Source organism: Paraburkholderia piptadeniae (assembly GCF_900007165.1).
GTDB lineage: Bacteria > Pseudomonadota > Gammaproteobacteria > Burkholderiales > Burkholderiaceae > Paraburkholderia > Paraburkholderia piptadeniae.
Map to the genome: position 1 here is coordinate 28,089 of NZ_CYGY02000023.1, position 25,956 is coordinate 54,044.

At 60.9% G+C, this 25,956-nt stretch carries 19 protein-coding genes; 9 read left to right on the top strand and 10 right to left on the bottom strand.

The features are described 5' to 3' along the window. The first annotated feature begins 578 nt into the window (after nt 1–578). Nucleotides 579–2,576, top strand: a complete 1,998-nt coding sequence (locus BN2476_RS10175) for a site-specific integrase (RefSeq protein WP_087734032.1) — start codon at nt 579–581, stop codon at nt 2,574–2,576. Between the two features lie 175 nt (nt 2,577–2,751). Here the strand turns inward: BN2476_RS10175 and BN2476_RS10180 are convergent, their stop codons facing one another. The 5 genes from BN2476_RS10180 to BN2476_RS10200 form a co-directional block, all read right to left on the bottom strand. Then, complete coding sequence (locus BN2476_RS10180) at nt 2,752–6,513, bottom strand: SNF2-related protein (protein WP_235850786.1); 3,762 nt, start codon at nt 6,511–6,513, stop codon at nt 2,752–2,754. Between the two features lie 8 nt (nt 6,514–6,521). Next, a complete protein-coding gene (locus BN2476_RS10185) occupies nt 6,522–8,147 on the bottom strand; it encodes an EH signature domain-containing protein (protein WP_160111696.1) in 1,626 nt (541 codons plus the stop codon). 59 nt (nt 8,148–8,206) lie between these two features. Next, entirely contained in the window at nt 8,207–8,917 is a 711-nt protein-coding gene (locus BN2476_RS10190; RefSeq protein ID WP_087734035.1) for an OmpA/MotB family protein, read from the bottom strand. Nucleotides 8,918–8,920: 3 nt separating this feature from the next. Further along, nucleotides 8,921–10,945 carry an anti-phage ZorAB system protein ZorA gene (zorA, locus tag BN2476_RS10195; protein WP_087734036.1) on the bottom strand — a complete coding sequence of 675 codons (2,025 nt, stop codon included), beginning with the start codon at nt 10,943–10,945 and terminating at the stop codon, nt 8,921–8,923. Nucleotides 10,946–11,518: 573 nt separating this feature from the next. Further along, a complete protein-coding gene (locus BN2476_RS10200; protein ID WP_087734037.1) occupies nt 11,519–11,962 on the bottom strand; it encodes a MarR family winged helix-turn-helix transcriptional regulator in 444 nt (147 codons plus the stop codon). Nucleotides 11,963–12,099: 137 nt separating this feature from the next. On the opposite strand from BN2476_RS10200, the gene BN2476_RS10205 reads away from it, so the two are divergent. Then, nucleotides 12,100–13,638 carry a DHA2 family efflux MFS transporter permease subunit gene (locus BN2476_RS10205; protein ID WP_087734038.1) on the top strand — a complete coding sequence of 513 codons (1,539 nt, stop codon included), beginning with the start codon at nt 12,100–12,102 and terminating at the stop codon, nt 13,636–13,638. A 19-nt stretch (nt 13,639–13,657) separates the two neighbouring features. Here the strand turns inward: BN2476_RS10205 and BN2476_RS10210 are convergent, their stop codons facing one another. Next, complete coding sequence (locus BN2476_RS10210; protein ID WP_162849239.1) at nt 13,658–14,350, bottom strand: FadR/GntR family transcriptional regulator; 693 nt, start codon at nt 14,348–14,350, stop codon at nt 13,658–13,660. A 265-nt stretch (nt 14,351–14,615) separates the two neighbouring features. Between BN2476_RS10210 and dgoD the strand changes: the two genes are divergently transcribed. Together dgoD and BN2476_RS10220 are read left to right on the top strand one after the other, a co-directional pair. Continuing rightward, complete coding sequence (gene dgoD, locus BN2476_RS10215; protein ID WP_087734040.1) at nt 14,616–15,764, top strand: galactonate dehydratase; 1,149 nt, start codon at nt 14,616–14,618, stop codon at nt 15,762–15,764. A 304-nt stretch (nt 15,765–16,068) separates the two neighbouring features. Continuing rightward, the gene (locus BN2476_RS10220) at nt 16,069–16,371 is read left to right on the top strand and encodes a hypothetical protein (RefSeq protein ID WP_087734041.1); all 303 of its coding nucleotides are present in this window, start codon (nt 16,069–16,071) and stop codon (nt 16,369–16,371) included. Nucleotides 16,372–16,499: 128 nt separating this feature from the next. Here the strand turns inward: BN2476_RS10220 and BN2476_RS10225 are convergent, their stop codons facing one another. Both BN2476_RS10225 and copC read right to left on the bottom strand, forming a co-directional pair. Next, nucleotides 16,500–17,429 (bottom strand): CopD family protein, encoded by a 930-nt coding sequence (locus tag BN2476_RS10225; protein WP_087734042.1) that lies wholly within the window; start codon nt 17,427–17,429, stop codon nt 16,500–16,502. Next, complete coding sequence (copC, locus tag BN2476_RS10230) at nt 17,426–17,803, bottom strand: copper homeostasis periplasmic binding protein CopC (RefSeq protein WP_087734043.1); 378 nt, start codon at nt 17,801–17,803, stop codon at nt 17,426–17,428. Before copC ends, BN2476_RS10225 begins: the two co-directional genes overlap by 4 nt. Before the next feature lie 481 nt (nt 17,804–18,284). Here copC and BN2476_RS10235 point away from each other — a divergent pair, with 481 nt between their 5' ends. The 4 genes from BN2476_RS10235 to BN2476_RS10250 all read left to right on the top strand — a co-directional run bounded on the left by BN2476_RS10235 (nt 18,285) and on the right by BN2476_RS10250 (nt 22,930). Then, nucleotides 18,285–19,016 carry a c-type cytochrome gene (locus BN2476_RS10235; RefSeq protein WP_087734044.1) on the top strand — a complete coding sequence of 244 codons (732 nt, stop codon included), beginning with the start codon at nt 18,285–18,287 and terminating at the stop codon, nt 19,014–19,016. Between the two features lie 21 nt (nt 19,017–19,037). Next, the gene (locus BN2476_RS10240) at nt 19,038–20,336 is read left to right on the top strand and encodes a c-type cytochrome (RefSeq protein ID WP_087734045.1); all 1,299 of its coding nucleotides are present in this window, start codon (nt 19,038–19,040) and stop codon (nt 20,334–20,336) included. Nucleotides 20,337–20,527: 191 nt separating this feature from the next. Beyond that, nucleotides 20,528–21,148, top strand: coding sequence for a PAQR family membrane homeostasis protein TrhA (gene trhA, locus BN2476_RS10245; RefSeq protein ID WP_087734046.1), 621 nt, complete (start codon nt 20,528–20,530; stop codon nt 21,146–21,148). A gap of 195 nt (nt 21,149–21,343) precedes the next feature. Further along, complete coding sequence (locus tag BN2476_RS10250; RefSeq protein ID WP_087734047.1) at nt 21,344–22,930, top strand: DEAD/DEAH box helicase; 1,587 nt, start codon at nt 21,344–21,346, stop codon at nt 22,928–22,930. A gap of 60 nt (nt 22,931–22,990) precedes the next feature. Here the strand turns inward: BN2476_RS10250 and BN2476_RS10255 are convergent, their stop codons facing one another. Both BN2476_RS10255 and BN2476_RS10260 read right to left on the bottom strand, forming a co-directional pair. Further along, complete coding sequence (locus tag BN2476_RS10255) at nt 22,991–23,515, bottom strand: hypothetical protein (protein ID WP_087734048.1); 525 nt, start codon at nt 23,513–23,515, stop codon at nt 22,991–22,993. Nucleotides 23,516–23,687: 172 nt separating this feature from the next. Continuing rightward, nucleotides 23,688–24,515 carry a ferritin-like domain-containing protein gene (locus BN2476_RS10260; RefSeq protein ID WP_087734049.1) on the bottom strand — a complete coding sequence of 276 codons (828 nt, stop codon included), beginning with the start codon at nt 24,513–24,515 and terminating at the stop codon, nt 23,688–23,690. 543 nt (nt 24,516–25,058) lie between these two features. On the opposite strand from BN2476_RS10260, the gene BN2476_RS10265 reads away from it, so the two are divergent. Then, a complete protein-coding gene (locus tag BN2476_RS10265; RefSeq protein WP_087734050.1) occupies nt 25,059–25,838 on the top strand; it encodes a DeoR/GlpR family DNA-binding transcription regulator in 780 nt (259 codons plus the stop codon). Nucleotides 25,839–25,956: the final 118 nt, after the last annotated feature.

Here is a 25,956-nt window from a genome sequence, read left to right on the forward strand (position 1 = left end):
ATAGCACGATTTCGAAAGAAGGGATGTTGGTCTCATCCGGCGTCTACAGAGCCGCATTTATGTCGCCGCAGAAGTGAAAGGTGCTGCGACAGTAGCATCTCGGATGGTCAACGCTCAAATCCCGGTGTGCATTGCTTGACCGCCCCCACCCTATCTCCTCCATCCTCATTTCGCCCCTAGAGCGGATTGCTCCCATTTGACGTCGGTTGTATGCCGTGGAACCAGGCCTTCGGCTCGATTGGTGGGTGAGGCGGCAGTCACTGGTGCCGCTTTGCCCGCAGGAATCACGAAGCCTGCGCCAATCCAACCTCTCAGCAAGGTACCAAGCGAACCGCGAAACCTCATCCATCGCTGGACCGCCGCGGTCTGTCCGCTCCTGTCAGTTTCACCCGTCTCGCCGTTGCTATTTCGTGGCTGTCCTCATTCGATTCTATCGAGCGCGCTGTCGGTCGTATCGAGTCATTCGGCACGTTTAAACCAGTTCTCTAGATAGGCGACCATCAATCATCTTCCTTGATGCCGAGCGGCTGTAACGGACAGACGGTCATTGGTCTCCAAAACCTATGACTGGAGGACATATGACAATCTTTAATGATTTCAATGACCTACAGAGGTTCCGTTACCACGTAAAGCTGTGCCATAACGAAGGCAACGGCGACTCTTGGCGGCTCATCGAAGATTCACTTGGGCGTCAAATGCAATTCACGTACAAAGAAGTAATTGCGCTCAGAAAGCGCGACCTCATCGGCACCAGCGAATCCCCGAGTTCGGCCGATACACAGGTGTTTCGAAACAACATCTCCTCGCTACACTCGTACCTTGCGTACTTTGGGAAAACAGAAGACTCCCCAATTGGACGCGAAATGCTCAATGGTTTTAACGAGAAGTTGCAGTCTTACTTGGATTCGGTGAATGTCGCGCCTCGGACGAAGAGCGACAGGCGCAGTCACCTTCGTGCTTGGCACAGTATGGTCGCGAATTTAACGCAGCCAGCATCCGACAAGCGTTCTGAAAACGTCGCGACCGATGTTGGGACGTCCATGACGTTTCATCAAATGCTCCGCCATGCAGTCTCCGCTGCGGGATACGCACCGAAAACCATCGCGAAGCGAGCGGGAGCGTCAGCCTCTGCCATTCAGCGCTGGCTAAAAGGCGCCTTTCCGAACCGGCGCGCATTCCCGTCAGTTCGCCGCATCGAGGTGGAACTGGGACTGGAGCGAGATGCGCTTTTGAGCCGCGTGCCATCGGTTATCAGGAAAAGCCAACCTCAATCCTTCTCGATTGCATATCGTGAACGGCAACGAGAAAACACCAAGAGCGCCTACCGATTGAGAGTGGATGACATGTCGCCGGAATTTCTTGAGGAATGGGCCAATTATTTCGAATACAAAACCTCACGAAGCCCGGCGTTTGCCCGGTCAAGTCGCGGTTCCTGGCGGATGCTTCCCATGGAGAAGATTGCGGCGGACATTCCGCCGTATGCGCGTCGAGGTAACCGGGGATGCGTGACCGCAACGATGACTATGGACCGATTTCGCAGCTTTGTCGGCTACTTGTCGCTTCCCAAGGCACTTGGTGGCCTCGGTATCCCGTTGCACGAAGCACAGTCCTTCGCGTGGCTTGCCGTGCCGAAAGCAATCGAAGGTTTTTTGACATTTGTCTGCGACCGTTCCGGAGGTGTTGTTCATAACGGGCACGTCGGCTTTTGTTCATTCGGCGCGAGCATGACCCACCCGCAAACAGGCTATCTCACACAACAGCCTTCATTTGCCGCCAACATTCCCGAGGGAAGCACTCGCGGTGCCTGGTCGGAGGCCTGTGCCAAAGCCTATGCGCTGTATCGACAGTGGGCAATAGACGCAAAGGAGATGTCTCGCAAACCCTATGAGCCAATCCAAGGGCTTCTTAACCTCTCTGAGCCTTTGGCCCCACTTATCCGCGCTGTCAACAAGCTCGACCAAATGGCGGCGGAATCGGCGGCAGGTAGTCTGCAAGAAGCCATATACAAGCGCGATGCGCTTCTCCTCTCGATGCTAATGGCAAACCCGCTCCGCGCACGCAACTATATTTTGATGACCTGGGTTGAGGACGGTACCGGGTCACTCTATCAGCGCGAAAACGGGCAATGGCGTATCCGGTTCGGCGCGAACGATTTCAAGAACGACCGGAACGCGTCACAGACGGACTACGACGCGCCACTTCCCGCGGCTCTCAGCGACCGCATTGACGAGTACTTGGTCGAATTCCGCCCTCGTCTGTTGAAAGAGCATCCTCGATGCGCGTCGCTATTCCCTGGGAAGAATGGCCGCATCTGGACGAAGGGATTGAGTAAGCAAGTCGCCAAAGTCACGCGCCGCCTCGTACCCGAAACTCCCGGTATCGGCCCTCACGCGGTGAGGCACCTCGTTGCGACGGACTGGCTGCGGAAGCATCCTAACGATTTTCTGACTGCGGCACAGTTGCTTCATGACAAGCTGGAGACGGTACTGAGAGCTTATGCGCATTTGCGCCAGGACGACGCTTTCAATCGTTTCGAGGCGCATCTCGAAGCGGTTGGGCAGGCGATGAGGCGCTAATGGACTACGCACACCCTAAACGAACAACTACCATGACATCGCTCACGGCTTTCAAGTCGAGACAAATAACCCCGGAAGCCTAGAGGTCTCACTGCATCACCGACGCCCTTGGCTTCCTGAGGGGAGCCGCCGTTCCCGGGAGAATGGCGGCTCGTTTTCTTGCAGCTCATTGAATTTATGCTGCTGATTCAGTTGTTTGCCATTCGGCAAACAGCATGCGTTCGACTTCAAGCATTGTCACCGTATGTCTTGAAAGTAAGTCAGCAAGATGCTTCTGGTCGAGTAGTTCGACCGCGTTCAACGTGGCATTCTCTTGGGCCTGGCGGTTGAAAAATTGGTTCGTGATGCAAACCTTCTCAAAAGTCACGCCGGGATGGCGGCGACGGTAGAAGGCCTCGCCGGCCACGACTTCCTTGACGGCCTCCCATCCCAGCCTGGTTCCGTCGGTCCCGCTCGTCTTGGCCTGGATGAGCTGCCCTCGATTACCATCAAAGGCGACAATGTCGACTCCATTGTCATTCGCTCCAGGCGTGCGATAGCAGTCGTAGCCGCGCTTGCTCCAAAGCGCTCCCACAAGACACTCAAAGTGCTGCCATCCCATGCGGAGCGCCATATCGAGAGTAATGCGCTCATCAATCGAGGCGCTCTGCGAGTCGGGGACGACATCAGCGATGTTAAAGTCCGCGGGCGCCACATCGCCCGCGCCGTTCAGCATGTCTTCTGCCAGCCCCCGTTTGTAGCCCAGCAACTGGTCGAGCTTGACATCGAATGTCGTGAAGTCGGGCGCATGAACAACGGGATAGTAGACGTAGACCGGCTTCTTCTGATTGATGCGGTACGCGCGGTCAGTGGCCTGGTCTTCCTTGGCGGGGTTCCAGGTACGCGAGTAGTGGATGACATGGTTTGCCGCCTGGATATTGACACCGAACCCAACAGCAACGGGCGAAAGCACCAAGACACCAAAGCCGGGCGCGTCCTGGAATGACTTGATTCTCTTCTGGCGACTCGCGACGTGGCTCGACGACGCGCTCGTATCCCCATTGATGATGTCTGGCCGTAACCCGAACTCCGCCTCGATATAGTGCTGGAGGAGACGCTGAATCTCGCGAAATTCGCAAAAGACGATGGCTTTCTCGCCCTTGGCCCTGATTTCATGAAGCTGCTTGAGAAGCCAGTCGAGCTTGGGTGACTTCGCGCGATACGCGCCCAAGGGTTCTGGCTTGAACACGCCCAAGCCATAAGGTCGTGGGTCCGTACATAGCAGCCTCAGGTAGTGCAGCAGTCCGAGGTGATTCTTGAACGGTGTCGTATGGTTCGGTTCGTTGCGCTTCGCAAAACTCTCTACCGCCTTGGCGTACAGATTGCGCTGGACACTCGAAATCGGCAGTTGCCGACAGTCTTCCACCACGATTTTGGGTGGCAGTCCTGTGTCCACTTCCGTCTTGAGACGCCGGAGAATCTGCGGCGAGATGCGCGCGCGCAATTCTTCGACGCGTGCCGTTTCTTCCTCGGTCTTGGCTTCAATCGGCTTTCTGTACCGCTGTCCGAAATCGTTGAGGGCGCCGAGCAGACCGGGTTGGACATAGTCGAACAGGCACCACATGTCCGCCAGCGTGTTCTCGACCGGCGTTCCCGTACAGGCAATCTTGAATGCGACGTTCTGTTTCTTGGCAGCGCGCGTCACCATGGCGGCAGGATTCTTGATGCGCTGGGCTTCGTCACACACCATCAACGACCACTTCTGCGCAGCGAAGGAGAATTCAAGGTCGCGCAGCGTTTCATACGTTGTCAGGACCACCTTGGCGTCGCCAACCCAATCCGGTTTCAGAAACTTGACGAGACCGTCCTCGGTTTGCAGACGCTGTTCAATCTGACCGCGTGGTACCCGAAGTCCGGTGAGGCCCTCACCGTAGGCCGTCAGGAGTGGCAGCGCATCGGGTTCAAAAAACTTGTTCGCCTCCTCTGCCCAGTTTTCGAGCAGTGAGACGGGAGCGACAACCAGCATGGGGTCCATGTCGGGCTCCCGCTCCAGTAGCGACGCCATCAGCGCAAGCAGCTGGAATGTCTTGCCCAATCCCATATCGTCTGCGAGGATTGCTCCCCGCACCTGGTAGTCGGTCTGCAGACTGAACAGATGCTGCATCCACGCGAGGCCCGCCTGCTGGTGCGGCAGCAGGGCGAACTCCGGACGGATGCTCGTGGGGAGCCTCGGTTGCGCGGGCACGGCCTGCATTGCCTCGCGGCGCATCTCCTCATACTCGAGCGCCTGGATATTGGCCCGCAATACAAGCTGTTTCTTTGGCCCGCGTTCCTCGCGTCGCTCGCGTTGGCTACGCTCCGGGTCGAATGGCTTATCGGAATCCAGTGAGGAAAAGACGTTCTCGAACGTCGTAACTATTTCCTTCGCGTCGGCTAGCGAAATCGGGTCCTTCAGCCATGAGACATCAAGCTCGCTTGCGCCCTTCGCCTCAGCGGCCTGCAGGTCCTTCCTGAGCTTTTCAATCGCTGGCTTGCTGGTAGGAACCGCGACCCGCTCACCCCCATCTTTCGGTTGGTAGACCACGACCGGCAGGACATTGTCAGGAAACCACCCCTCCTCCTCGCTCTTCTTCGCGATATACGCTGAGTGATAAGGCTTTTCGACACCGATGGACTCGATGCGAGCTGAATAGCCACTCAGGTCATGTACCTGGGCGTAGGATACAAGCGTCGGCGGCGTCTGACGCTGCGCGAGTGCCGCCGTCAGGTCCTTTAAATGCTGCTCGGCATCCCCCTGCACAACCAGGTCGTAGCCCTGCCACCCGAGGAGCTGATGACCGAGCGCCAGCGCCCTTGAGAGTGCCTTGACGAAAGCCGATAGCTCGTCGTCGTTGAGCCAATGGCTTTCCGAGGAAGTCGGACCGCTTGCCACCGCTGTTTCGATGAGTAGACCAACCCGCACCGGATAGCCCGCGGCGTCGCGCTCGAATACCGGCACGAAACGCTCGTAGTCGAGACCAGCATCCTCACGCGCCCGCTCAAACTGCGACTCTTCGATGACGTCAATGGCGTCCGCGCCTAGTGCCGCATAGGGGTTCAGCAGAAACGCCTGGGCTCGCGAACCGGCCACGCGCCGCCCGGGCAGCCGCTTAATTTCGCGGAGCACCGTTCGCACTTTGGGAGTGACCAGAATCTGAACAATACCCTCTGGGGTGACGATGTCATACCGGTCACGAATCTCACGCGCCCGGTCGAACGTGTCGAGCCAGGCCGGAGGAGCCCCGTCGAAACCCGGCTCAATTTCAACCACGTGGTCATCGGATACGCTGTCCGAGCGCCTTAGCCCGATATGCAGTTTCTCCGGGCTCAGCACCACCGACCGGTAAAGGAAATCATCAAGGCGTGCACCCGCTGCAAGTGCAAGCTTGCGGATTCGTCCCCAGCCCTGGCGATTGGCCACATCGGTACGTTCGTCTGCTCCACGCCGTGAGAACGCAACCACGGCGTTGAACAGCTCCCACTGGGCGGGGCGCATGAGCGCCTCCGTGGGTCCGTCCGCCATGACCGGGCCGGTGAGTACACCGCGAAATTGGCCCCCATCGTCGGCAAACCATCCATCCAGTGCAATAGCAAAGTCACGGTCCGCCAACGAATGACTGCTTCGAAGAACAGGACGGGTCGCAGTGAATGAGGGAAGTTTAAGAATGTCGCGCAATGGCGCGTAGTCCGACCGCTCAATCGCCGCGTACAGCGAATCCCAGTCCAGCAGGAATCCGTCGCCAGTTTGCCCGGCGAGGCCATCATCGGCCAGTTGAGTGAGATAGCCTTCGACCAGACTACCCTCAACAGGCACGCCGTCTGGTTTCGGATGACGGGTCAGGACTAATCCGGCGGGTAACCAGTATCGTCTCCATGACGTGAGGTCAGGCTCTTTTACTTTCTTGAATAGCTTGAACACGGTTCGACCTATCTCCACCATCCCTTGCCCGGCTTGGCGCGGAAACCCCAGCGCGTCAGCACCTGATTGACCATATCGTCGCTACTGGCGCCGCGGACCCAAAGGTTGCCTCCCATGGATGTCTTGTCGTCGACTTCCAGTCCATGTATCGCAGCGAAGCGTCGGAGCGCGACGTTCGAATAGGATTCGGTTGTCGACCTGCTCCGATTTGATGGCGAGTCTCCAACCCCACGCTTCCCGGAGGACAACGGCTGCACGGGTTGCGAACTTCTCTGGGTGCCCTGCGGCGCTGGAGCAGACGGAAGAATGCCAAACTCCTTGCGCAACGTCGCATCGAACATTTCTTCCCATTTGGCCCAACCGTGAATACCGTCCTGGTGGCTGAGCCAAAGGATGGACCTGCCCTTCTGCTTCAACGAATTGTTTCCGCCGACCGAAAGCCCGAGAGTGCGGGTCGTGTCGAACGGTATCGAACGCCCAGCATCGTAGCCGTAGAGCGCATTTCCAAGACCGCTGAACTCGACCGCGACCAGTTTCCCCATCGTCATAATGAAGGCATTGTTTGCGCCGGACGCATCGAGCTCGCGGGTAAGACCTGTCATTTTCCTGCGCAGCGTGATGAAGTCCGGCTCTCTCGAGTTGCGTGCAAACGAGCCCAATGCGAACTCGATGTGGTCAATGGCTTTGACGTACCGCTTCCAGAAGTTCATCCGGCGCGGGTCGCCAAGCCCGTCTTCCGCGAGCTTGGTGAAAAACGTCTCGATGAATTCGAGCTTCAGCCATTCAGCCACCATTGAACGCGCGGCCGGCACAACGCCTCCCCAGCGGGTTGCGTTCGACGGCAACCACGGATTCCCCCACCAGGCAACGGCATGGTCACGCAGGCCCGGATGCAAGGTGGTACCGGGCACCTGCGCATATCGGTCAAGGACCATAATCATGCCGCGGTCGCGCAGCACTTCGTTGTTGGCCAGCAGAGCGAGCAATCGGGGCAGGAGATGCTGGAACTCGCCATGGCTCCGTTTCGTGGCGCCCTCCACCTGAGCAAGGACCAGCTGCCGCAAAAACCAGGACCCCTTCCCGATTTGAAGCCTCCCGCACAGTTCATCAATGCTCGACGCGTCACCCTGCAGCAAAGCGCCCACATAAGGTGCGCAAGGCACCTCGCCGAACAACTGCCTGTTTTCGACAGCGGTGTCGACCCACTCCGGACAAGGACCTCTGTCGCGAATATCGCCGTTGTTGTCGTGAAGGTAGTCCCGCAAGACGCCCCAGTTCTTTCGCCCGACCGGAGGCACTTCGGGCGCGTCTGCGTCATAGGTGAAGTAGCTCTTGACCAGCCCCTGATAACAGCGTCTGTATGCGCTAGTCTTGGATTTGTACCCATCGACGCCGTCCAGAACGCCCTGCAATCGAGGTCGGTCCTCCAATACACACTGGCCGCGCGGACGATGGGGCAGGCAAAGACTCCAGGACAGCAGATAAGCATCGCGGAAGGTGCTGACTTCCTGGCTATCCCAGTAGCGGCGTACGGCGTCAAGCTGATGGTCTTCCGAAGGTGCTCTGCCACCTCCTGACTTCAAGCGCGCCTTCATCTCCACCAGCAGGGCATCGATGCCACCGTCCGACGTCATTGTTTTGGCTCCTTCGCCGAGCGATGGTCGTAGCAGGGACGCCAGATGGTCAAGTGCACTCATCGCAATGCGCAGTCGCCGAAGTTGCCCGTTTGCACCGGTACCGGTGGGCGCTGCTCACCGAGACCAAGGAACTCGAGACGCATCTCGACGCGACGGCTCTCCTCGTCCGTGTCTTTAGAGTCGTTGAACGAGTAGCCGCCGACCAGAAACAGGTTTCGCACGTTCTCCTTCTGGTCCTCGTTGAGCAGGCTCCCTCCGGCTGTTGCGAACATGCTGCACAACACCCGTTCGCTACGCTGCAGGCTGAGGTTCAGGTTGCTGAGATACGTGCCTGTCCTGTCCGTGTAGCCTTCAACGACCACCCGCTTCAGGACGCGCTTGCCAAGGTCATCATTCGCCCGCGTCAGGATTTCGGGGACAAACTGGCGCAGCACCTCTTCCTGCTCGGGGGCCAGATTGGATTTCCCGAACGCGAAGCGTGCGCGGTCACCAAAGTCGATTACGCGTCGGTCGCGGTCGACCTTGATACCGTTATACCGCTTCGCGGCGCTTTGAAACCGGTCCAGAATCTGTTCAATGTCCTTTCTGTGTTGCTCTTCGCGCTTTTCCTTCTCGGTCACATTCTTCGTTACAGCAAGCAACGCTACGCCCATGACGACAAGAAAGAGCACCATCAACGCGGTCATCAGGTCCGCAAATGATATCCAGAACGGCTTTTCCGCCTCGTCGCGGCCACCGCGCTTGACGACTATCCGGGCTCCAAGCATCGCTTACTTCCTCACCGGCGCGAGCGTCCCCATTGACGCGAGGGTCAGCTCAAGTTCACCCACGGCGGCCGAAAGCAGTCCGACCGCCGAAGTGAGTTTGGTATGGAACTCGGTATTGGCCTTGTCAAGCGTGCGCTTGACCTCTGTCGCAAAGGAGGTATGTGCCTCCCCGAGAACCCGGCTGACACCGGCAAGATACTCATCGGCCTGCTTCTGCGCCGTTCCAAGACGGCTCGCTGAAGTCTCGATACGATTGAGAATGTCGGCGGTCAGCGTCGCTTCCTTGCGCGCGGCGTCGACCGTTGCGCGCAACTCAGTAACCAGCTGACTGATGGCGTCGCGGTGAGCACGGTAATCTCTCAACAGTTCCTGGATTGCCCCAGCTCCACTCGTGAGGCTGCCAGACGTCTCGGCCAGCTTTGCTGACACGCTGGCTGCCTGGCCCATGACACCCGAGACACGCTCGCCTGCCGCCGCAAAATTGCGCGATGCCGTACCCAGCACCTCGGCACCCGCGTTCATCCGGTCCACGGATGACGTCGTGGCCTGTGTCAGCGAGGTCACACTCTGTGCCATTTGGGTGGTCGCGGCGCCGAGCTCCCTGACAACAGACTCTACCGACTCGGACATCGTTGCGACCGCGCCGGTGGCGCGTACCGTCATGGCACTCTCACGCGCCCGGTTGTTCTCAAATACTTCCTTCTGCGCCCCACTGAGCGTTGCCAGCATTTCGCTGACCTGTGTACCAAGTGTCTCCAGCGTCGTCTGCAGTTTCTGGCTTGTCTCCGATTGGGAGGTCGCAACCAGCTGGCGAATCTGCTCGACAAACGCGGCCGACTGGGCGTTCATCGCCTCCTGTCGCGATTCCATCTTCTCGATGGCCTCTGCCATCCGCTGTGCCATTGCATCAGTCGAACGTTGACTCGAAGCCTCAATGTTCGCGACCAGTGTGTGCAACGTGCCGACTGCCTCCTGGATGCTCTTGGCGGTCTGCTGGTTCAGTTCGTTGAGCCCCGAAATCTGGCCGCCAAACAGGTCATTCAGCCGCTGACTGAAGCTCGCCATCACATCCTGCAGCATGCGCACGGCGCTCTCACTCTGGTCACCACTGGCGCTTTTCACGGTGGCGGCGATTTCTTCGAGCGGTCCCTTGAGACCCTGCTGGATACTTTCGGCAATCGCGTTGCCCAAGGCGACGTTGTTCTGGCGGGCCGCCTCAGCTGCCAGCGTCTGTTGCTCTCTGCCGGCGGCTATCTGTGCGCCGGTCAGTTCGCGCAGCAGTTCGCCCAGTTCCTCGACAAGCGCGTCCTTCAGGATTTTCGACTGGCTCGCCGATTCTTCCGACGCCTTGACCAGCCGTGAGAGGTATTCCTCGCCTGCCCCGGCTTCGAAGCACGCGTCAATCGCGTGCGCAATCTCCTCGGTGCGCCGGTAGAGCGATGCGAGGAGGAGCTTCTCAACAAACGTGACAGCCATTGCAACAGCAATCGCGGATGCCGAGACGAGGAACGCCTCGCCGACCGAATGCATAAGCGACTCGAGACTGCTTCTCACGGTTGCTGCGTTCTCGCTTACCTGAAACGCACGGAGACCCTCAATCAGCCCGCTGAAGGTACCGATAATGCCGATGCCTGTGAAAATCCCTGGAACATGCTTGAAGAACTCCGTACGCAGGCGGCTGTCGACCACGACTTGGTCGTTGAAATAGAGCTCGGCGGGTACGGTGGCGCGAACAGCCTGGACGACCATTTGCCCATCCCGCTCCTCGCGCTGGCGATGCAACGATTCGTCATACTCTTTCCAGAGATGCGCCAGCCTCCGGTCACTGGCAAACACAGCCTTGAATTGAGACGGATAGTTTGCGGTTTCGAACTGTGCGATGCGCTTCTGGACATTCCTCAGGCGGAACCAGTGAATCACGGCCGGCACGAGAAAAACGCCAATGAAAATTACGACGAGTGCGGCGAGTACCGCACTGGTGACCAGCACCGGAGTGGGTACTGCAGCCACGAATGCTTGGAAATTCACTTCGGTCTCCCCTCGGCGAGGAATCAACTTATTGTTTCGCGCTGCACTGCTTTTCTGAGCTGGTCAGGGAGCGATGCACGCCTGCGGCGCGTGTAAGCTCGGGTGCCCATTGCGGTCCCGCAGAAAGCAGAATCGGCACCTTTTACGGGATAATAAGATATTACAAAATGTTCGTCGGCAAAACCGGGAAAAGAGCGGGCAAACGGCGGTAATCTGCGTCCGCATAACTGAAACGCGAATTTGATTAGACCCCAATATACGCGCGCCCCGGGTGCCTCTCGGGAGTTCGGGCCGGCATTACCTTCATTCGGGCCAGGTCTGGTGACTCTGCCTCGTAGCACCGGTGCGGAAGGGGCAAATCAAGGCATTCACTGCTACCCCGACCTGCTATGCTGAAAATCGTGTAGCAGCCGCGCAGCGCGGCGTGACGGGGGTTCCCGGGCATCTACCGCGAGTCCCTGATTCGCCACCAAATGCAAGAAGCCGCTGTTTCTCACGAAACAGCGGCTTCTTCATTTCCACCGCCGATCAAAAAGATCGATGGCCGCACAACCAATGCGGTCGTGCGCTTTCTCACCGCTCCACGATCCTCGTCAGATTGCCCCGCACCTTCTGCAGCAGCGCGATGAGTTGCTTCACTTCCTCGTCAGTCAGTCCGCTGAGCCCCTCCGCCGCTATCTGATCGCCGACTTTCTTCGCATCTTCCAGCGTCCGCTCGGCCTTCCCGGTCAGGCGAATCTGCTTCTCGCGCCGATCAAGCGGATTGCCAATGCGCTCGATCCATCCACCCTCTTCCATCCGGTCGAGCAGCCGGCCGGCCGAAATGGGCGCGACTTCCAGCAGATCCGCGAGCCGTGCCTGATTGATGTCGCCGTAATGCGACAGATACGCGAGCGCGCGGCATTGCGCGCGCGTCAGGTCGATCGACAGCCGCGCGAGATCGTCGAACCGCTTGCCGACCAGCCTGCCGACATCGGAAATAAGAAAGCCGAATCGCTCGTCGAAATGGGTTTTCATCGCGCGATTATACGAAGAGGCTCCGCTCCGTCGGCCCGAAACATCCCGCGAACCACGGCACCCGGAAAATTCAGCGTTTTCATAAAAAGCAGCTGACTATACAATAAGCATGCTTATTATCCCAAAATTGTCGCTTCATGGCCCCCGATTTGCCGGCAGCAAAGCCCGCCGTCGCGCTGAACCGTCCGATGATCACGATCGCGATCATGCTCGCGACGCTGATGCAGACGCTCGACAGCACCATCGCCAACGTCGCGCTGCCGCACATGCAGGGCAGTCTGTCTGCGTCGCAGGATGAGATCACGTGGGTGCTCACGTCGTACATCGTCGCGGCCGCGATCGCGACGCCGCTCACTGGCTGGCTGTCTGACCGGCTGAGCGTGAAACGCCTGCTGATGTTCGCGATCGGCGGGTTCACGGTCGCGTCGGCGCTGTGCGGGCTGTCCGAGACGCTGACGCAGATCGTTGCGTCGCGCCTCTTGCAGGGCATCTTCGGCGCATCGCTCGTGCCGCTGTCGCAGTCAATCCTGCTCGACATCAATCCGCGCGAGAAACAAGGCCAGGCGATGGCCGTCTGGGGCATGGGCGTGATGGTCGGCCCGATTCTCGGCCCGACGCTCGGCGGCTGGCTCACCGATAGCTACAACTGGCGCTGGGTCTTCTTCATCAATCTGCCGATCGGCGCATTCGCCCTCTTTGGCGTGCTGACTTTTCTGCCGTCGCGCGAACCGAAGCACGACACGAAGTTCGATGCCTTCGGTTTCGCGACGCTCGGCCTCGCGATCGGTGCGCTGCAGGCGATGCTCGATCGCGGCGAGCAGCTCGACTGGTTCGGCTCGCATGAAATCGTCGCCGAAGCACTGATCGCGTCGATCAGCTTCGCGTTCTTCATTGCGCACACGGCGACCGTCGGCAAGTCCTCGTTCTTCAAGTACGAGTTGCTGAAAGACCGCAACTTCGCGACGGGCACGTTTTTCATCTTCATCATCGGCGCGGTGATGTACGCGACACGCGCGCTGCTGCCGCCGATGCTGCAAAACCTGATGAACTATCCCGTCGCGACGACAGGCCTCGTCACCGCGCCGAGCGGCGCCGGCACGATGCTCGCGATGCTGCTTGCAGGCCGCCTGCTCAAGCACATCGACGCACGCCTGATGCTGCTCACCGGCTTCGTCGTATCGGCATTCGCGCTCTGGCAGATGATGCACTACACGATCGTGCTGTCGGCATCTGATATCGTGTGGCCCGGCGTGATCCAGGGCTTCGGCCTCGGGCTCGTGTTCGTGCCGCTGAGCGCGCTGACGTTCTCGACGCTCACGCCCGCGCTGCGTGCGGACGGCACCGCGACCTATAGCCTGATGCGCAACATTGGCAGCAGTATCGGCATCTCGATCGTGCAGACCCTGCTCACGCGCAACACGCAGGTCGCGCATTCGGACCTTGCGGCGAACGTGAACATGTTCAATCCCATCGTCCAGCCGATACTCGCGACGGGTTCACGCGTCGACGTCGCCGTGCTCGATGCATCGATCACGCAGCAGGCCGCGATGATCGCGTATCTGAACGACTTCAAGCTGATGTTCGTCGCGACGCTGTTCGTCATTCCTCTCGTGCTGCTGATTCGGTCGTCGCGCGCCGCGAGCAGCGAATCCGTCACCCACGCGGCCATGGACTGAGGCCGCGCACGGAAGTACGTCAGCCTTCGATCCGCCCTCGCGTCACGCCGAGCAGCGATGCCATCGCGTGACGCGCGCGCGGCGCATCGCGGTCGCGGATCGCTTCGAACACAGCCGTATGCTCGCCTAGCGATGCATTGAACACCTCGGCGCGTTTCGCATTCAGACGCAACTGTGCTTCGAGCGTGCGCTCGATCAGCGTGCCGAGCGGTATCAGCAATTCGTTGCTGCAAGCGGCAAGCACGCTCAGATGGAACTGCAGGTCGGCGCGCACCCATTCGTCGACATTGCGCGCCGCGGCCATCGCCGAATGCGCGGCCTCGAGCGCGCCGAACGATTCATCGCTATGCGACGCCGCCGCGAGCGCGGCCGCGTAAGGCTCGATCATCTCGCGCATTTCCTGCAGCTTCAGCGCGAAATCCATCGCGGGCGCGACGCGCGAATACCAGTCGAGCAGATCCGCATCGAGCAGATTCCACGCGGTCTTCCGACGCACCCGCGTACCGACGCGCGGCCTCGATTCGATCAGACCTTTCGAAGTCAACGTGCGCAGCGCTTCGCGAAGCACCGTGCGGCTCACGCCGAACGTCTCCATCAGGTCCGCTTCGCGCGGCAGGACGGATTCCGGCGCATAGTCGCCGCGCAGAATGGCCGTCGCCAGCAAATACGCGACGCGGCCGTGCAGGTCTCGCTGAATGTCGGTTCTCCTGATGCGGATTATCGGTGGGGTCTGTTGCGCGGCATCGCCTGATGAAGCGACGCGGACCGCCCGCGATTATCGGCGATCGGGCGCGCGAAACCCAACACGAATCCCCGTGTCGCCCGATAAAACCCCGCCCCAAATAATACTATTAATACTACTTTAAAGCGATTTTGCTGTAGCATGTGGCTCCTCGACTGCCGCGCCGCGCTCAACCCATCGGTGAAACGAGGCGCTCATCAACTGCAACCGGCTTTGCCAGCAAAGGAGACAACCCATGAAGATCACCCGAATCGAAACGTTCGTCGTTCCTCCGCGCTGGTGCTTCGTGAAGATCGAGACGGACGAAGGCCTCGTCGGCTGGGGCGAGCCCGTCGTCGAAGGCCGCGCTCACACCGTCGCGGCCGCAGTCGACGAACTGTCCGACTATCTGCTCGGCAAGGACCCGCGCAACATCGAGGACCACTGGCAGGTCATGTATCGCGCGGGTTTCTATCGCGGCGGCCCGATTTCGATGAGCGCGATCGCGGGTGTCGATCAGGCGCTGTGGGACATCAAGGGCAAATTCCACGGCGTGCCCGTGCACACGCTGCTCGGCGGCCAGGTGCGCGACCGTATCAAGGTGTATTCGTGGATCGGCGGCGACCGTCCGAGCGACGTCGCGAACAACGCGCGCGCTGTCGTCGAGCGCGGCTTCAAGGCCGTGAAGATGAACGGCTCCGAAGAGTTGCAGATCATCGACACGTTCGACAAGGTGCAAGGCGTCATCAACAACGTCGCGGCCGTGCGTGAAGCCGTCGGGCCGAACGTCGGCATCGGCGTGGACTTCCACGGCCGCGTTCACAAGCCGATGGCGAAGGTGCTGGCGAAGGAGCTCGATCCGTTCAAGCTGATGTTCATCGAAGAGCCCGTGCTGTCGGAGAACGTCGAGGCGCTGCGCGACATCGTCAACCAGACGAGCACGCCCATCGCGCTCGGCGAGCGTCTATATTCGCGCTGGGACTTCAAGCACATTCTCGCGGGCGGTTACGTCGACATCATCCAGCCGGACGCATCGCACGCGGGCGGCATCACGGAATGCCGCAAGATCGCGTCGATGGCGGAAGCCTACGACGTCGCGCTCGCACTGCACTGCCCGCTCGGACCGATCGCGCTCGCGACATGCCTGCAGATCGACGCCGTCAGCTACAACGCGTTCATCCAGGAACAGAGCCTCGGCATCCACTACAACCAGGGCAACGATCTGCTCGACTACATCAAGAACCCCGAAGTCTTCAAGTACGAGGAAGGCTTTGTGTCGATCCCGCAAGGTCCGGGGCTCGGCATCGAAGTGAACGAGGACAAGGTGCGCGAAATGGCGAAGATCGGCCATCGCTGGCGCAATCCGGTATGGCGTCACGCAGACGGCAGCGTCGCCGAGTGGTAAGCAGGCTCGCGCCGTATCGCAAATGAACAAGCAGACGCCGCCTTCGGGCGGCGTTTGTCATGGCGCTTGTCATTTGACAACCGCTCGTTTCGTCACGGATGTTACGTCGAAGGTCGCCACATAGGGCGTTTCAGTAACGTTACATAACTGGCCGGGCAAGCGCGTTGCCGTCCTTCGCATGCGTCGCCACCGTCGCGAAAGCCCTTGAAGGACAAGCCTCCTCGCGCTGCGAGACCGCACTTCGCCACAAATGGCCCGCTCCTTGCTGAACGTGATGCAAACATCCGTTCAAGCAGAGGACGCAATGGGCGAATTTCTTCCCGACTACCTGATCCGCGAACAGGCGGCCGTCGGTGCGCTGGTGGTGTTCGGCGTGTTGCGCGTGATCGGCGCGGCGATCGCGTGCGAGCGCGGCTGGCGCATCTCGACGGTCGAAAAGTGTTTCCTCGCTGCAGCATTTCTTTATTGCGTGCCGCAACTCCTCGATCTGCTGATGCACATGACGAGTTCACATGCGGCAGCGGCGGAACTCGAGGGCAAGGCGGCGGGCTGCGCGATCGCACTTTTTTGTGCGCCTATCGTCGGGCACAAGCTGGGCTACGAGTGATGCGTTCATCGATGTGCATCGGCGCCGCACGTCGTCGTGCGGCGCATTCGTGCGTGACGATCCGGCGTGCTTCAAGCTTCGCGCGCTTCAAACGCTTCGCGTGCCTCAATTGTCGGAGCCGCTCGGGTTCAGCCCACCGCGACATACCCCGGCACGCTGTGCGACAACACGGCCGCGGCCGCGAAGACGCCGAGCATCGCAAGCGCCTCGAGATACAGCACGTTGGAGAAAGTATGCGCATCCATCGTCGCGGCGGTGCGGCGCAATCTCGGCAGCGCGCCAAAGCGGTTGAGTCCGCCCATCACCAGCGCGAGCGCGACGAGCACGAGCTTGAGCGTGAGCACGTGTCCCCATGCGCTTCCTGTGATCGCATTGAACGACCCGCCCGAGCCGCGCGCGGCATTGAACACGCCTGAGAGCAGCACGAACACGACAGCAACAAGCGACACGTTCGACAACTGCGTCCCCGTGCGTATCATCACGCCGCGCGCGATCGACGTGCCGAGCGCCGGCAGCACCGAGAACCCGGCTGCGAGCACGAGGCCGCCCCACACGGTAGTCGTGAGCACATGCAGCGTTTGCATGCCGATAGCGGCCGATCCAAGACCCGCATCCGCCGCATGGCCGAGCGATGCCTTGCCGCCTGCAATCGCGATCACGGCGAGCCACAGCAGCGCATTGCGCAGCATGTTGGTCTGCCGTGCGAACGATACGAGCACCAGCACGAGCGCGCCGCCAAACGCGACGCTCCAGCCGAAACCGACATGCGTCTGCGACAGCATGGTCGGGACGACGCCGAATGCTTCAGGCAGGCTGACGCCCGCCATCTCCGCCGCCTGATAGAGCAGCCAGCCGAGATCGGCCAGCACGAGCGCGATCGCGGCAGCCTGCATCGACCGCTGCGCACGCAACCACGCGGGGCGCGCGGGCGCGATCTTCGCCTGCGCATCGTTCGCGAGCCACGCACCGAGCAACGCCGAACCGACGGCAAACGCGAATGCGATGTTCATGAGCGCGGCCATCGCGACCTGCCCGATCCACAATCCGTCGACTCTCATTTGACGTTGAAGGCGTAGCTGCCTTTGGTCCGGTGTCCATCTTCGGCAACAGCCGTCCATTGCACGGTGTAACGCCCCGGCGCGAGCGGCTGCAACGAGAGACGCATGGTCTTCCTGTCCGCTGCATCGACTTCGGAAGCGGTGGATGCCGCCCGCTTGCCATGCGCATCGACGATCGCGATCTTGCTGAACGCCGGTTCGAGCGGCTCGCTGAAGTGGATAGTCACTGCGGAAGGGGCTGTGACCTCGGCATCGGGCGCGGGTTCGCGCGACGTCGGCGTCGCATGGGCAAAGGCGTTCGACGCGACGACGAGCGATACGCCGCACGCCGCAAGCCAGCGAAGTGGCGAGCGCAATGGCTGGGAAAGAGTCATAAGGTGGTTATGAGTGGAATGCTGGGAAATGCAAGGACGCAAGGACGGTCGGAATAGTACGCTTCGATATCTCGCGGCCGACTCAGTTCAACGATGCCGAGCCGTTCATCGCGTAGCGCGGCGTCACTTCGCGAACGAAGCGCCGCGCGTGAATACCGTAGCGAGCGAAGAGTGGAAACACCGCAAGCAAGCAACCGCCACCGATGCAAATGCGCAATCTTAAATGAGCTGGAAGCGCTGCCGCCAGGCCGCAAAGCATTTTGTGAGCAAGCGCGCGTACTTATGCGATGACGATCGCTTGCGTCAACTTGTCGCATCGAGGGGTGTCGTGAGGGCGCATCAGGTGGGAAATTGGTCGTCTGTGGCAAATAGTCACCATTACCCATCGATGATAGAATGCTGCGTCGCCGCGCAGCGTCTGAAGTATCCATCACGCTGCTCACACCGATCCGCTCGAAGTTCGGCAAGGTCCCCGATAATCATGGAGTTACGCGTGTCTTCAAGACGCATTTTCCGCCCGTTGCTCGCCCTGTTGTTAATCGGGTGCGCAGGCGTATCTGGCGCTGCGAAAGCGCAAACTCAGCCCAAAGCTCCGGACACGATGGAATCGCGCGTGCAAGGCTGCACGGCATGTCACGGCTCGAAGGGCCAGGGTACGGATAACGATTACTTTCCGCGTCTTGCTGGCAAGCCGGCCGACTATCTGTACAACCAGTTGAAGAACTTCCGCGAAGGCCGCCGGAAGTATCCGCCGATGAACTACCTCGTCACGTATCTCTCGGACGACTACCTTCATCAGATCGCGACGTACTTCTCGCAGCAGCGTCCGCCGTATCCGACGCCGGCCAAGCCGACCGTCTCCGATGCAACGCTCGCGCGCGGCAAGGACATCGTGCTGAACGGCGACGCATCGAAGCAGATTCCCGCTTGCGCGGCTTGCCACGGCAAGGGCCTGACGGGCATGGAACCGGCTATTCCGGGCCTGGTCGGACTGCACTCCGACTACATCAGCGCGCAACTGGGCGCATGGCGTTCGGGTTCGCGCCACGCAATCGAGCCTGACTGCATGCACACGATCGCCACGCGTCTGACGGACGCAGACGTGAACGCAGTCGCCGCGTGGCTGTCCACGCAGCAGGCGCCGCAGAACCCCGTGCCGGCACCCGCCAAATCGTTGAAGACTCCGCTTGCCTGCGGCAGCGAACCGCAATAAGGCACCGGGAGAGACAAACAAATGAAACGCAAGTCTTTGTTCGCGCTTTCGGCTGTCGTCGTCGTTGCGGCTGCCGCGCTCGTTCCCGTCCTGTGGTCGGGTGTCGACAACCTGCACAACGGCACCGCGATGGCTGCCACGCCGGCAGACCAGGCTGAACTGATCAAGAAGGGCGAGTACCTCGCTCGCGCCGGCGACTGTATCGCGTGCCACACGGTGCGCGGCGGCAAGATATTCGCCGGCGGCCTGCCGATGGCCACGCCGTTCGGCACGCTGTTCACGCCGAACATCACGCCTGATGACCAGTACGGCATCGGCAAATGGTCGCAGGACGACTTCTATCGCGCGATGCACACGGGCCGCTCGAAGGACGGCAGCCTGCTCTATCCGGCGTTCCCGTTCACGAGCTACACGAAGGTTTCGCGCGCCGACTCGGACGCGATCTACGCCTATCTGCGCTCGGTCCCGCCCGCATCGGTGCCGAGCCGTCCGCACGAACTCAAGTTCCCGTTCAACAACCGCAACCTGCTGATCGGCTGGCGCACGCTGTTCTTCCGTGAAGGCGAGTACAAGCCGGACCCGACCAAATCGGTCGAATGGAACCGCGGCGCGTATCTGATCGAAGGCCTCGGCCACTGCGGCATGTGCCACACGTCGATCAACGCAATGGGCGGCCCCGTCAACTCGGCTGCGTTTGCGGGCGGTCTGATCCCGCTGCAGAACTGGTACGCGCCGTCGCTGACGTCGAACAAGGAAGCGGGCCTCGGCGACTGGGACATCAAGGACATTTCCGATCTGCTGAAGACGGGCGTGTCGCCGCGCGGCGCGGTGTTCGGTCCGATGGCCGAAGTGGTTCACAACAGCCTGCAGTACATGACGGACGATGACATCCACGCGATGTCGACGTACCTGAAGACGATTCCGCAGAAGAGCGAAGCGCCTGAGCATCTTCAGTTGGAGACGTCGGAGCAGTTCGGCGGCGAGCTGTTGAAGCAAGGCCAGAAGGTCTACGCGGACAACTGCGCGAAGTGTCACGAATCGAATGGTCTCGGCCAGCCGCCGAACTTCCCGCCGCTCGCGAACAACCAGTCGATCCAGATGCCGTCGGCCGTCAACCCGATCCGCATGGTGCTGAACGGCGGCTATCCGCCGAGCACGGACGGCAATCCCAAGCCGTATGGCATGCCGCCGTTCGCCCAGTCGCTGTCGAATCAGGAAGTGGCAGCCGTTGTGACGTACATTCGCCAGTCGTGGGGCAACCACGGCACGGCTGTGTCGCCGCAGCAAGTGGTCGATCTGCGTTCGGCGCCGCTCGACTAAGCGCCGTCTGACGTATCGGGGCGCGGCCTGCGGTTATCGCGGCCGCGCCCTTCGCTTTTTGTAGCATCGTGTAGCATCGCGGTTTCGAAGCCCGTCTGTCTTCGACGTAACAGATATCTGACATATCGGGCTTATAACGTATGTCCAGTGTCGTTTGTCGGATGACGCAGGCATCATGCGGGAGGAGTACCGTGCACGTCGGGGAGCGTCTGAACAGCATCACTCACCTGGTGGGCGCCGTGTTGTCGGTGGCGGGGCTCGCAACGCTCGTGACGATGGGCGCGCTCGACGGCGATACGTACAAGGTCGTGAGCTTCAGCGTCTATGGCGCGATGCTTTGTGCGCTGTACGGAATCTCGACGCTCTATCACAGCGTAAGCGGTCCGCGTCTGAAGGCGATCCTGCAGAAGTGCGACCACTCCGCGATCTATCTGCTGATCGCGGGCAGCTATACGCCGTTCACGCTGGTCACGCTGCGTGGTCCGTGGGGCTGGTCGCTGTTCGGCGTGAGCTGGGGCCTGGCGGCGCTCGGGATCGTGCAGGAACTGACGCTCGGGCGACGCACCCGCAGCGTATCGATGGTGCTTTATGTGCTGATGGGATGGCTTGCGCTCGTCGCCATCCGCCCGCTGGTCACTGCGTTGCCGGCCGCGGGCACTGCATGGCTCGTGGCCGGCGGGATCATCTATAGCGCGGGCATTTACTTCTTCGTCAACGACGAGCGCATCCGGCACGGACACGGTATCTGGCACCTGTTCGTACTTGCCGGCAGTCTGTGTCAATTCGTCAGCGTCGCGCGTTATGTCGCGTAAGACGCGCGGCGGCGGATGCAACTTAATGCCAGTCGACGTGTCTGCATAGCGCGTCGAGCATTCGGCACGCATCGCGCGTGCCGCCGATTTCTCCGTGAACGGTGAGTGTCGGGCGAGCGATCGTCTCGATCGCCCGGGAGCGCGCCTGATGGCCGCGTTCGCACCATTCGCACAATTGCATTGCAAAGAGCTTTTATGTCTTTTGATTCTCTCGGCTTGTCCGAACCGCTGGTCCGCGCAGTAAACGAACTCGGCTACACGTCTCCGACCCCGATCCAGCTGCAAGCCATCCCCGCCGTGCTCAACGGCGGCGACCTGATGGCCGGCGCGCAAACGGGCACCGGCAAGACGGCCGGCTTCACTCTGCCTATCCTGCAACGTCTCCTGACGATGCCGCCCGCGCCAGGCGGCAAGCGCGTCGTGCGCGCGCTCATTCTCACGCCGACGCGCGAACTCGCCGCACAGGTCGAAGAAAGCGTGCGTGCTTACGGCAAGTATCTGAAGCTCAAGTCGACCGTGATGTTCGGCGGCGTCGGCATCAATCCGCAGATCGACGCATTGAAGCGCGGCGTCGATATCGTCGTCGCGACGCCGGGCCGTCTGCTCGATCACATGCAGCAGAAGACCATCGACCTGTCGCATCTCGAGATCCTCGTGCTCGACGAAGCGGACCGCATGCTCGACATGGGCTTCATCCACGACATCAAGCGCGTGCTCGCGAAGCTGCCGACGAAGCGGCAGAACCTGCTGTTCTCCGCGACGTTCTCCGACGAGATCAAGGCGCTCGCCGACAGCCTGCTCGATTCACCCGCGCTGATCGAAGTCGCGCGCCGCAATACGACAGCCGAAACGGTCGCGCAAAAGATTCACCCTGTCGATCGCGATCGCAAGCGCGAGTTGCTCACTCACCTGATCAAGCAGCACAACTGGTTCCAGGTGCTAGTGTTCACGCGCACGAAGCACGGCGCGAACCGTCTCGCCGAACAGCTGACGAAGGACGGCATCAGCGCGCTCGCGATTCACGGCAACAAGAGCCAGTCGGCGCGTACGCGCGCGCTCTCCGAGTTCAAGGACGGCACGCTGCAGGTCCTCGTCGCAACGGATATCGCCGCGCGCGGCATCGACATCGATCAGCTGCCGCATGTCGTCAACTTCGATCTGCCGAACGTGCCGGAAGACTACGTGCATCGCATCGGCCGCACGGGCCGCGCGGGCGCGACGGGCGAGGCGGTGTCGCTGGTGTGCGTCGACGAACTGCAACTGCTGAAGGACATCGAGAAGCTGATCAAGCGCGCCGTGCCGCAAGAAGTGATCGCGGGCTTCGAGCCCGATCCGAACGCGCGTCCGGAACCGATCCAGCGTCGCGGACAAGGCGGCGGTGGCCGCGCACCGCGTCAAGGTCAAGGCGCAAGCCAAGGCCAGGGCCAGCGTCAAGGCCGCAGTCAGCCGAAGCGCGAAGGCTCGGCGGGCGCGAACAGCGGCGGGTCGCGCGACGGTCAGCGCGGTTCGGCTTCGGGCTCGGGCTCGGGTTCGGCCGATAAGCCGAAGCACCAGCCGCACGCCAAGCCGCATGCGAAGCCGCAAAACGCAAAGCCCACGCATGCGCGTCACGACGGCTCTCGTCATCAGGACAAGCCGCGCGCGGCAGCGCATGACGGCACAGCGCATGCTCCGCACGCGCCGCGCAAACCGCGCAATGCGAACCCGGGTGCGCTGCTCGGCGGCGGCAAGCCGCGCAGCGATGCGCCGCATACGCGGCGCGACGGTCAGCGCGGCAACTAACGCAAATCGATCAAAGCGCTTCTGTCGATGCCTCGCGGGCACCGAACCCGCTTCTGACCGCTATCTCCCAGCCGCCGCGTCGCCGGCGGCTTTCTTCAGGTACTCGATCTGCTGCGTCCAGCGCTCGAGTACCGCATCTCTCCCCTCTTCCAGTTCGAACGTGATGCCGGACGTGAGTCGCGCATAACGCACCCGCTGCGCCTCACCCGATTCGATCGATCCCGCAAAGCACGCAAGCCCGGCACCGTCTGCGTGCATCGGCGCAAGCTGGAGTTGAATCTGATAGAACGCATCGTCGAATACGAACGTCAACGCGGAACGCCCGTTGAGTCCGATCGCTCGCGCCGCGCGCGACTGCGGCCATAGCGCGATGCATAGCGTGCGCGAATCCGGCGCATACAACTCGCCGATGCCGAGCAGCGACGTGCGCACGTGTCCACCGCTCGGATCGACGGTCAGCAGCGACGCGGTGAATCCCACTTTCGATTCGAGCGCGGCACCATCGAAGAGTGCGCGCAGTTCGACAGGCCATTCGTCGAATACCTGTTGATCGAGTGCGCGGTTTTGATCCGCGGATGCAGTCATGAATCTTTCCTCCGTCGTGACTCTTCGGGCCCGATGCGGTTTAAACGCGAGCGCCTCATGGCCGATGCCGTGCCCAATGCGAATGGCCCGCGCGTGGCGGGCCATCCCTTCGTCGTATGTCCTTCGTCAGCGGTCGAAACCGGCCAGCAAGGTGCGGCCGCGCCCGCGGCATTCAGCGGAAGAACACGTGTTGTGTGATCTTCGCCAGCGGGTAATGGACACCAGGCTGAATCTTCGCCGGCAGATCGAGCGGCTTGAGCAGCATCTTCACACACATATCGGCCGACAGGTTGTGCCGCACGAGCCGATTCACGCGCGCGGCCCTGTCGCGGTTATACGCCGGATCGTTGACGCGCTCCGGATAGCGGATCGCGAAGACATGACGCAGCGCGATCTCCGAGTCTTCGTTCTTGATTTCCATCACGCGGCGCATCAGCGCGCCCAGCACCGCAAGGCGGCCATTGCCCTCGATCTTGTTGTACTTCTTGAAGTACTTGAAAAAGTGCTTGTAGTGACGGACTTCGTCGGTGCGAATGTTGTCGGTGATTTCCTTTAGCACGGGTTCATCCGAACATTCGCCGATCGCGCGATACAGCGTAGCCGTGCCCGTCTCGACGACGCAGCGCGCGACCATCTCCAGCGCGCGCGTCTTCTCGAAGTCCTCGACATTGCAGGTCTTCGAATACTCTTCGAAGAAGTTGCGGAAGGCCGTGTCCCAATCGAACTCGGGCCACACGTGCGCGATATAAGCCTTTAGTGCGCGGCCGTGCTGCATCTCTTCCGGCTCCCACTCGTTGTTGAGCCACGCGGACACTTCCGGATCGCCGTTGAAGAACTTGCTCAGATTGCTGGTGTAGAGGTCGGTGCCGCTCTCGATGAACGAAGCCGCGCAAAGCAACAACAACAGGTCTTCATTGGCGACCGCGCGTTGACGGTCGATACGATTGAGATCGATGTCTTCGATGCGCCAGGGCATCACGTGGGCAGCCTCGTTGTGCATAAACGTACGCTCCGAAAGCCGTAGCGCCCCGTGCGCGGGCTGATCCGTATGAATCCCGGTTCGACCGCCACCCGTGACCACTACAGTGCTTTGCAACATTTGACTTCTTTCTTTCATCTTAGCCGTTGCTCTGCAATTTCGCAGATAACACAGCACAGACCGTGCCGGAGGGGCGCAGTTCCACTCAAGCATTAGTCGAAACGTGCAAATACATCAAACGATCAACGCGACGCACAAGAAGAACGGGCAGCGTGCAGACGCAGCGCCTTGCGGACCAGGCGCGATGGCTTCACACACGCGATCGCATTGCAGTATTCGACTGTAAGCAGAGCAGCGGGTGTTATCGCGAAGGCCTTCGTTAGCGACCACAATGCGGGCTTCCGAATCGTTGTCGTTCGAACTATTCGAGCACGCCGGGCGCGATCGGCAAGACCGATGCGACGTGCGAGAGATCCAAAGTCCAAGGCCCGCGCCGACGAAGGTCTTACAATACGGCCAAGCCAACCTTCGCCCGCTCATCGTGCGGCGCTCAACACAATTACCATGACACGAGACCCACGCCTCACGCTCAATGCACGTCAACAGGAACTGCTCGAGTGGGTGCAGCGTGACGGCTTCGTGACGGTCGACGATCTGGCCTCGCACTTCGACGTGACACCGCAGACCATTCGCCGCGACGTCAACTGGCTCGCCGACATGAATCTGCTGCGCCGCTATCACGGCGGCGCCAGTTTGCCGACCAGTTCGGAGAACGTGTCGTACAGCGCACGGCAGCGGATGTTCCACGACGAGAAGCGGCGCATCGCGGCCCTCGTGGCCACGCACATTCCCGATCAGGCTTCGCTCTTCATCAACCTCGGCACGACGACGGAAGAAGTCGCGCGTGCGCTGAACCGGCATCGCGGGCTGCACGTGATCACAAACAACCTGAACGTCGCGAGCATGATGAGCGGCTATCCGGATTGCGAAGTGCTGGTGACGGGCGGCATCGTGCGTCCATGGGACAAGGGCATCGTCGGCGAGCTGGCGATCGACTTCATCCGGCAATTCAAGGTGGACTTCGCGATCATCGGCACGTCGAGCATCGAGACGGACGGCACGCTGCGCGACTTCGACACGCGCGAAGTGCGCGTCGCGGAAGCGATCATCGAGCATTCGCGCACCGTCTTTCTCGCCGCCGATCATTCGAAATTCGGCCGACCGGCGCTCGTCCGCCAGGGACATCTGAACCAGATCGACTCGCTCTTCACCGACGCGCCGCCGCCGCCGGAAATGGCCGACATGCTGGCCAGCGCGGGCACGCAGGTCTACGTCGCGGAATGACCCTCTTCGGGGCATACACGCGGCCCAGTCGCAAGCCGATTTCCGCCATGCTGCACCGCACGCAATACCTCCAGTGAAATCAAGGAGTTGCCGTCGAACCCGGACCGCCTCTCAGGCG

Bases quoted from the DNA above. Each gene is read 5' to 3' on its own strand.
- BN2476_RS10175 (WP_087734032.1), top strand. From the start codon at position 579: ATGACAATCTTTAATGATTTCAATGACCTACAGAGGTTCCGTTACCAC.
- BN2476_RS10185 (WP_160111696.1), bottom strand. From the start codon at position 8,147: ATGACGTCGGACGGTGGCATCGATGCCCTGCTGGTGGAGATGAAGGCG.
- BN2476_RS10190 (WP_087734035.1), bottom strand. From the start codon at position 8,917: ATGCTTGGAGCCCGGATAGTCGTCAAGCGCGGTGGCCGCGACGAGGCG.
- BN2476_RS10200 (WP_087734037.1), bottom strand. From the start codon at position 11,962: ATGAAAACCCATTTCGACGAGCGATTCGGCTTTCTTATTTCCGATGTC.
- BN2476_RS10205 (WP_087734038.1), top strand. From the start codon at position 12,100: ATGGCCCCCGATTTGCCGGCAGCAAAGCCCGCCGTCGCGCTGAACCGT.
- dgoD (WP_087734040.1), top strand. From the start codon at position 14,616: ATGAAGATCACCCGAATCGAAACGTTCGTCGTTCCTCCGCGCTGGTGC.
- BN2476_RS10220 (WP_087734041.1), top strand. From the start codon at position 16,069: ATGGGCGAATTTCTTCCCGACTACCTGATCCGCGAACAGGCGGCCGTC.
- BN2476_RS10225 (WP_087734042.1), bottom strand. From the start codon at position 17,429: ATGAGAGTCGACGGATTGTGGATCGGGCAGGTCGCGATGGCCGCGCTC.
- copC (WP_087734043.1), bottom strand. From the start codon at position 17,803: ATGACTCTTTCCCAGCCATTGCGCTCGCCACTTCGCTGGCTTGCGGCG.
- BN2476_RS10235 (WP_087734044.1), top strand. From the start codon at position 18,285: ATGGAGTTACGCGTGTCTTCAAGACGCATTTTCCGCCCGTTGCTCGCC.
- BN2476_RS10240 (WP_087734045.1), top strand. From the start codon at position 19,038: ATGAAACGCAAGTCTTTGTTCGCGCTTTCGGCTGTCGTCGTCGTTGCG.
- BN2476_RS10250 (WP_087734047.1), top strand. From the start codon at position 21,344: ATGTCTTTTGATTCTCTCGGCTTGTCCGAACCGCTGGTCCGCGCAGTA.
- BN2476_RS10255 (WP_087734048.1), bottom strand. From the start codon at position 23,515: ATGACTGCATCCGCGGATCAAAACCGCGCACTCGATCAACAGGTATTC.
- BN2476_RS10260 (WP_087734049.1), bottom strand. From the start codon at position 24,515: ATGCACAACGAGGCTGCCCACGTGATGCCCTGGCGCATCGAAGACATC.
- BN2476_RS10265 (WP_087734050.1), top strand. From the start codon at position 25,059: ATGACACGAGACCCACGCCTCACGCTCAATGCACGTCAACAGGAACTG.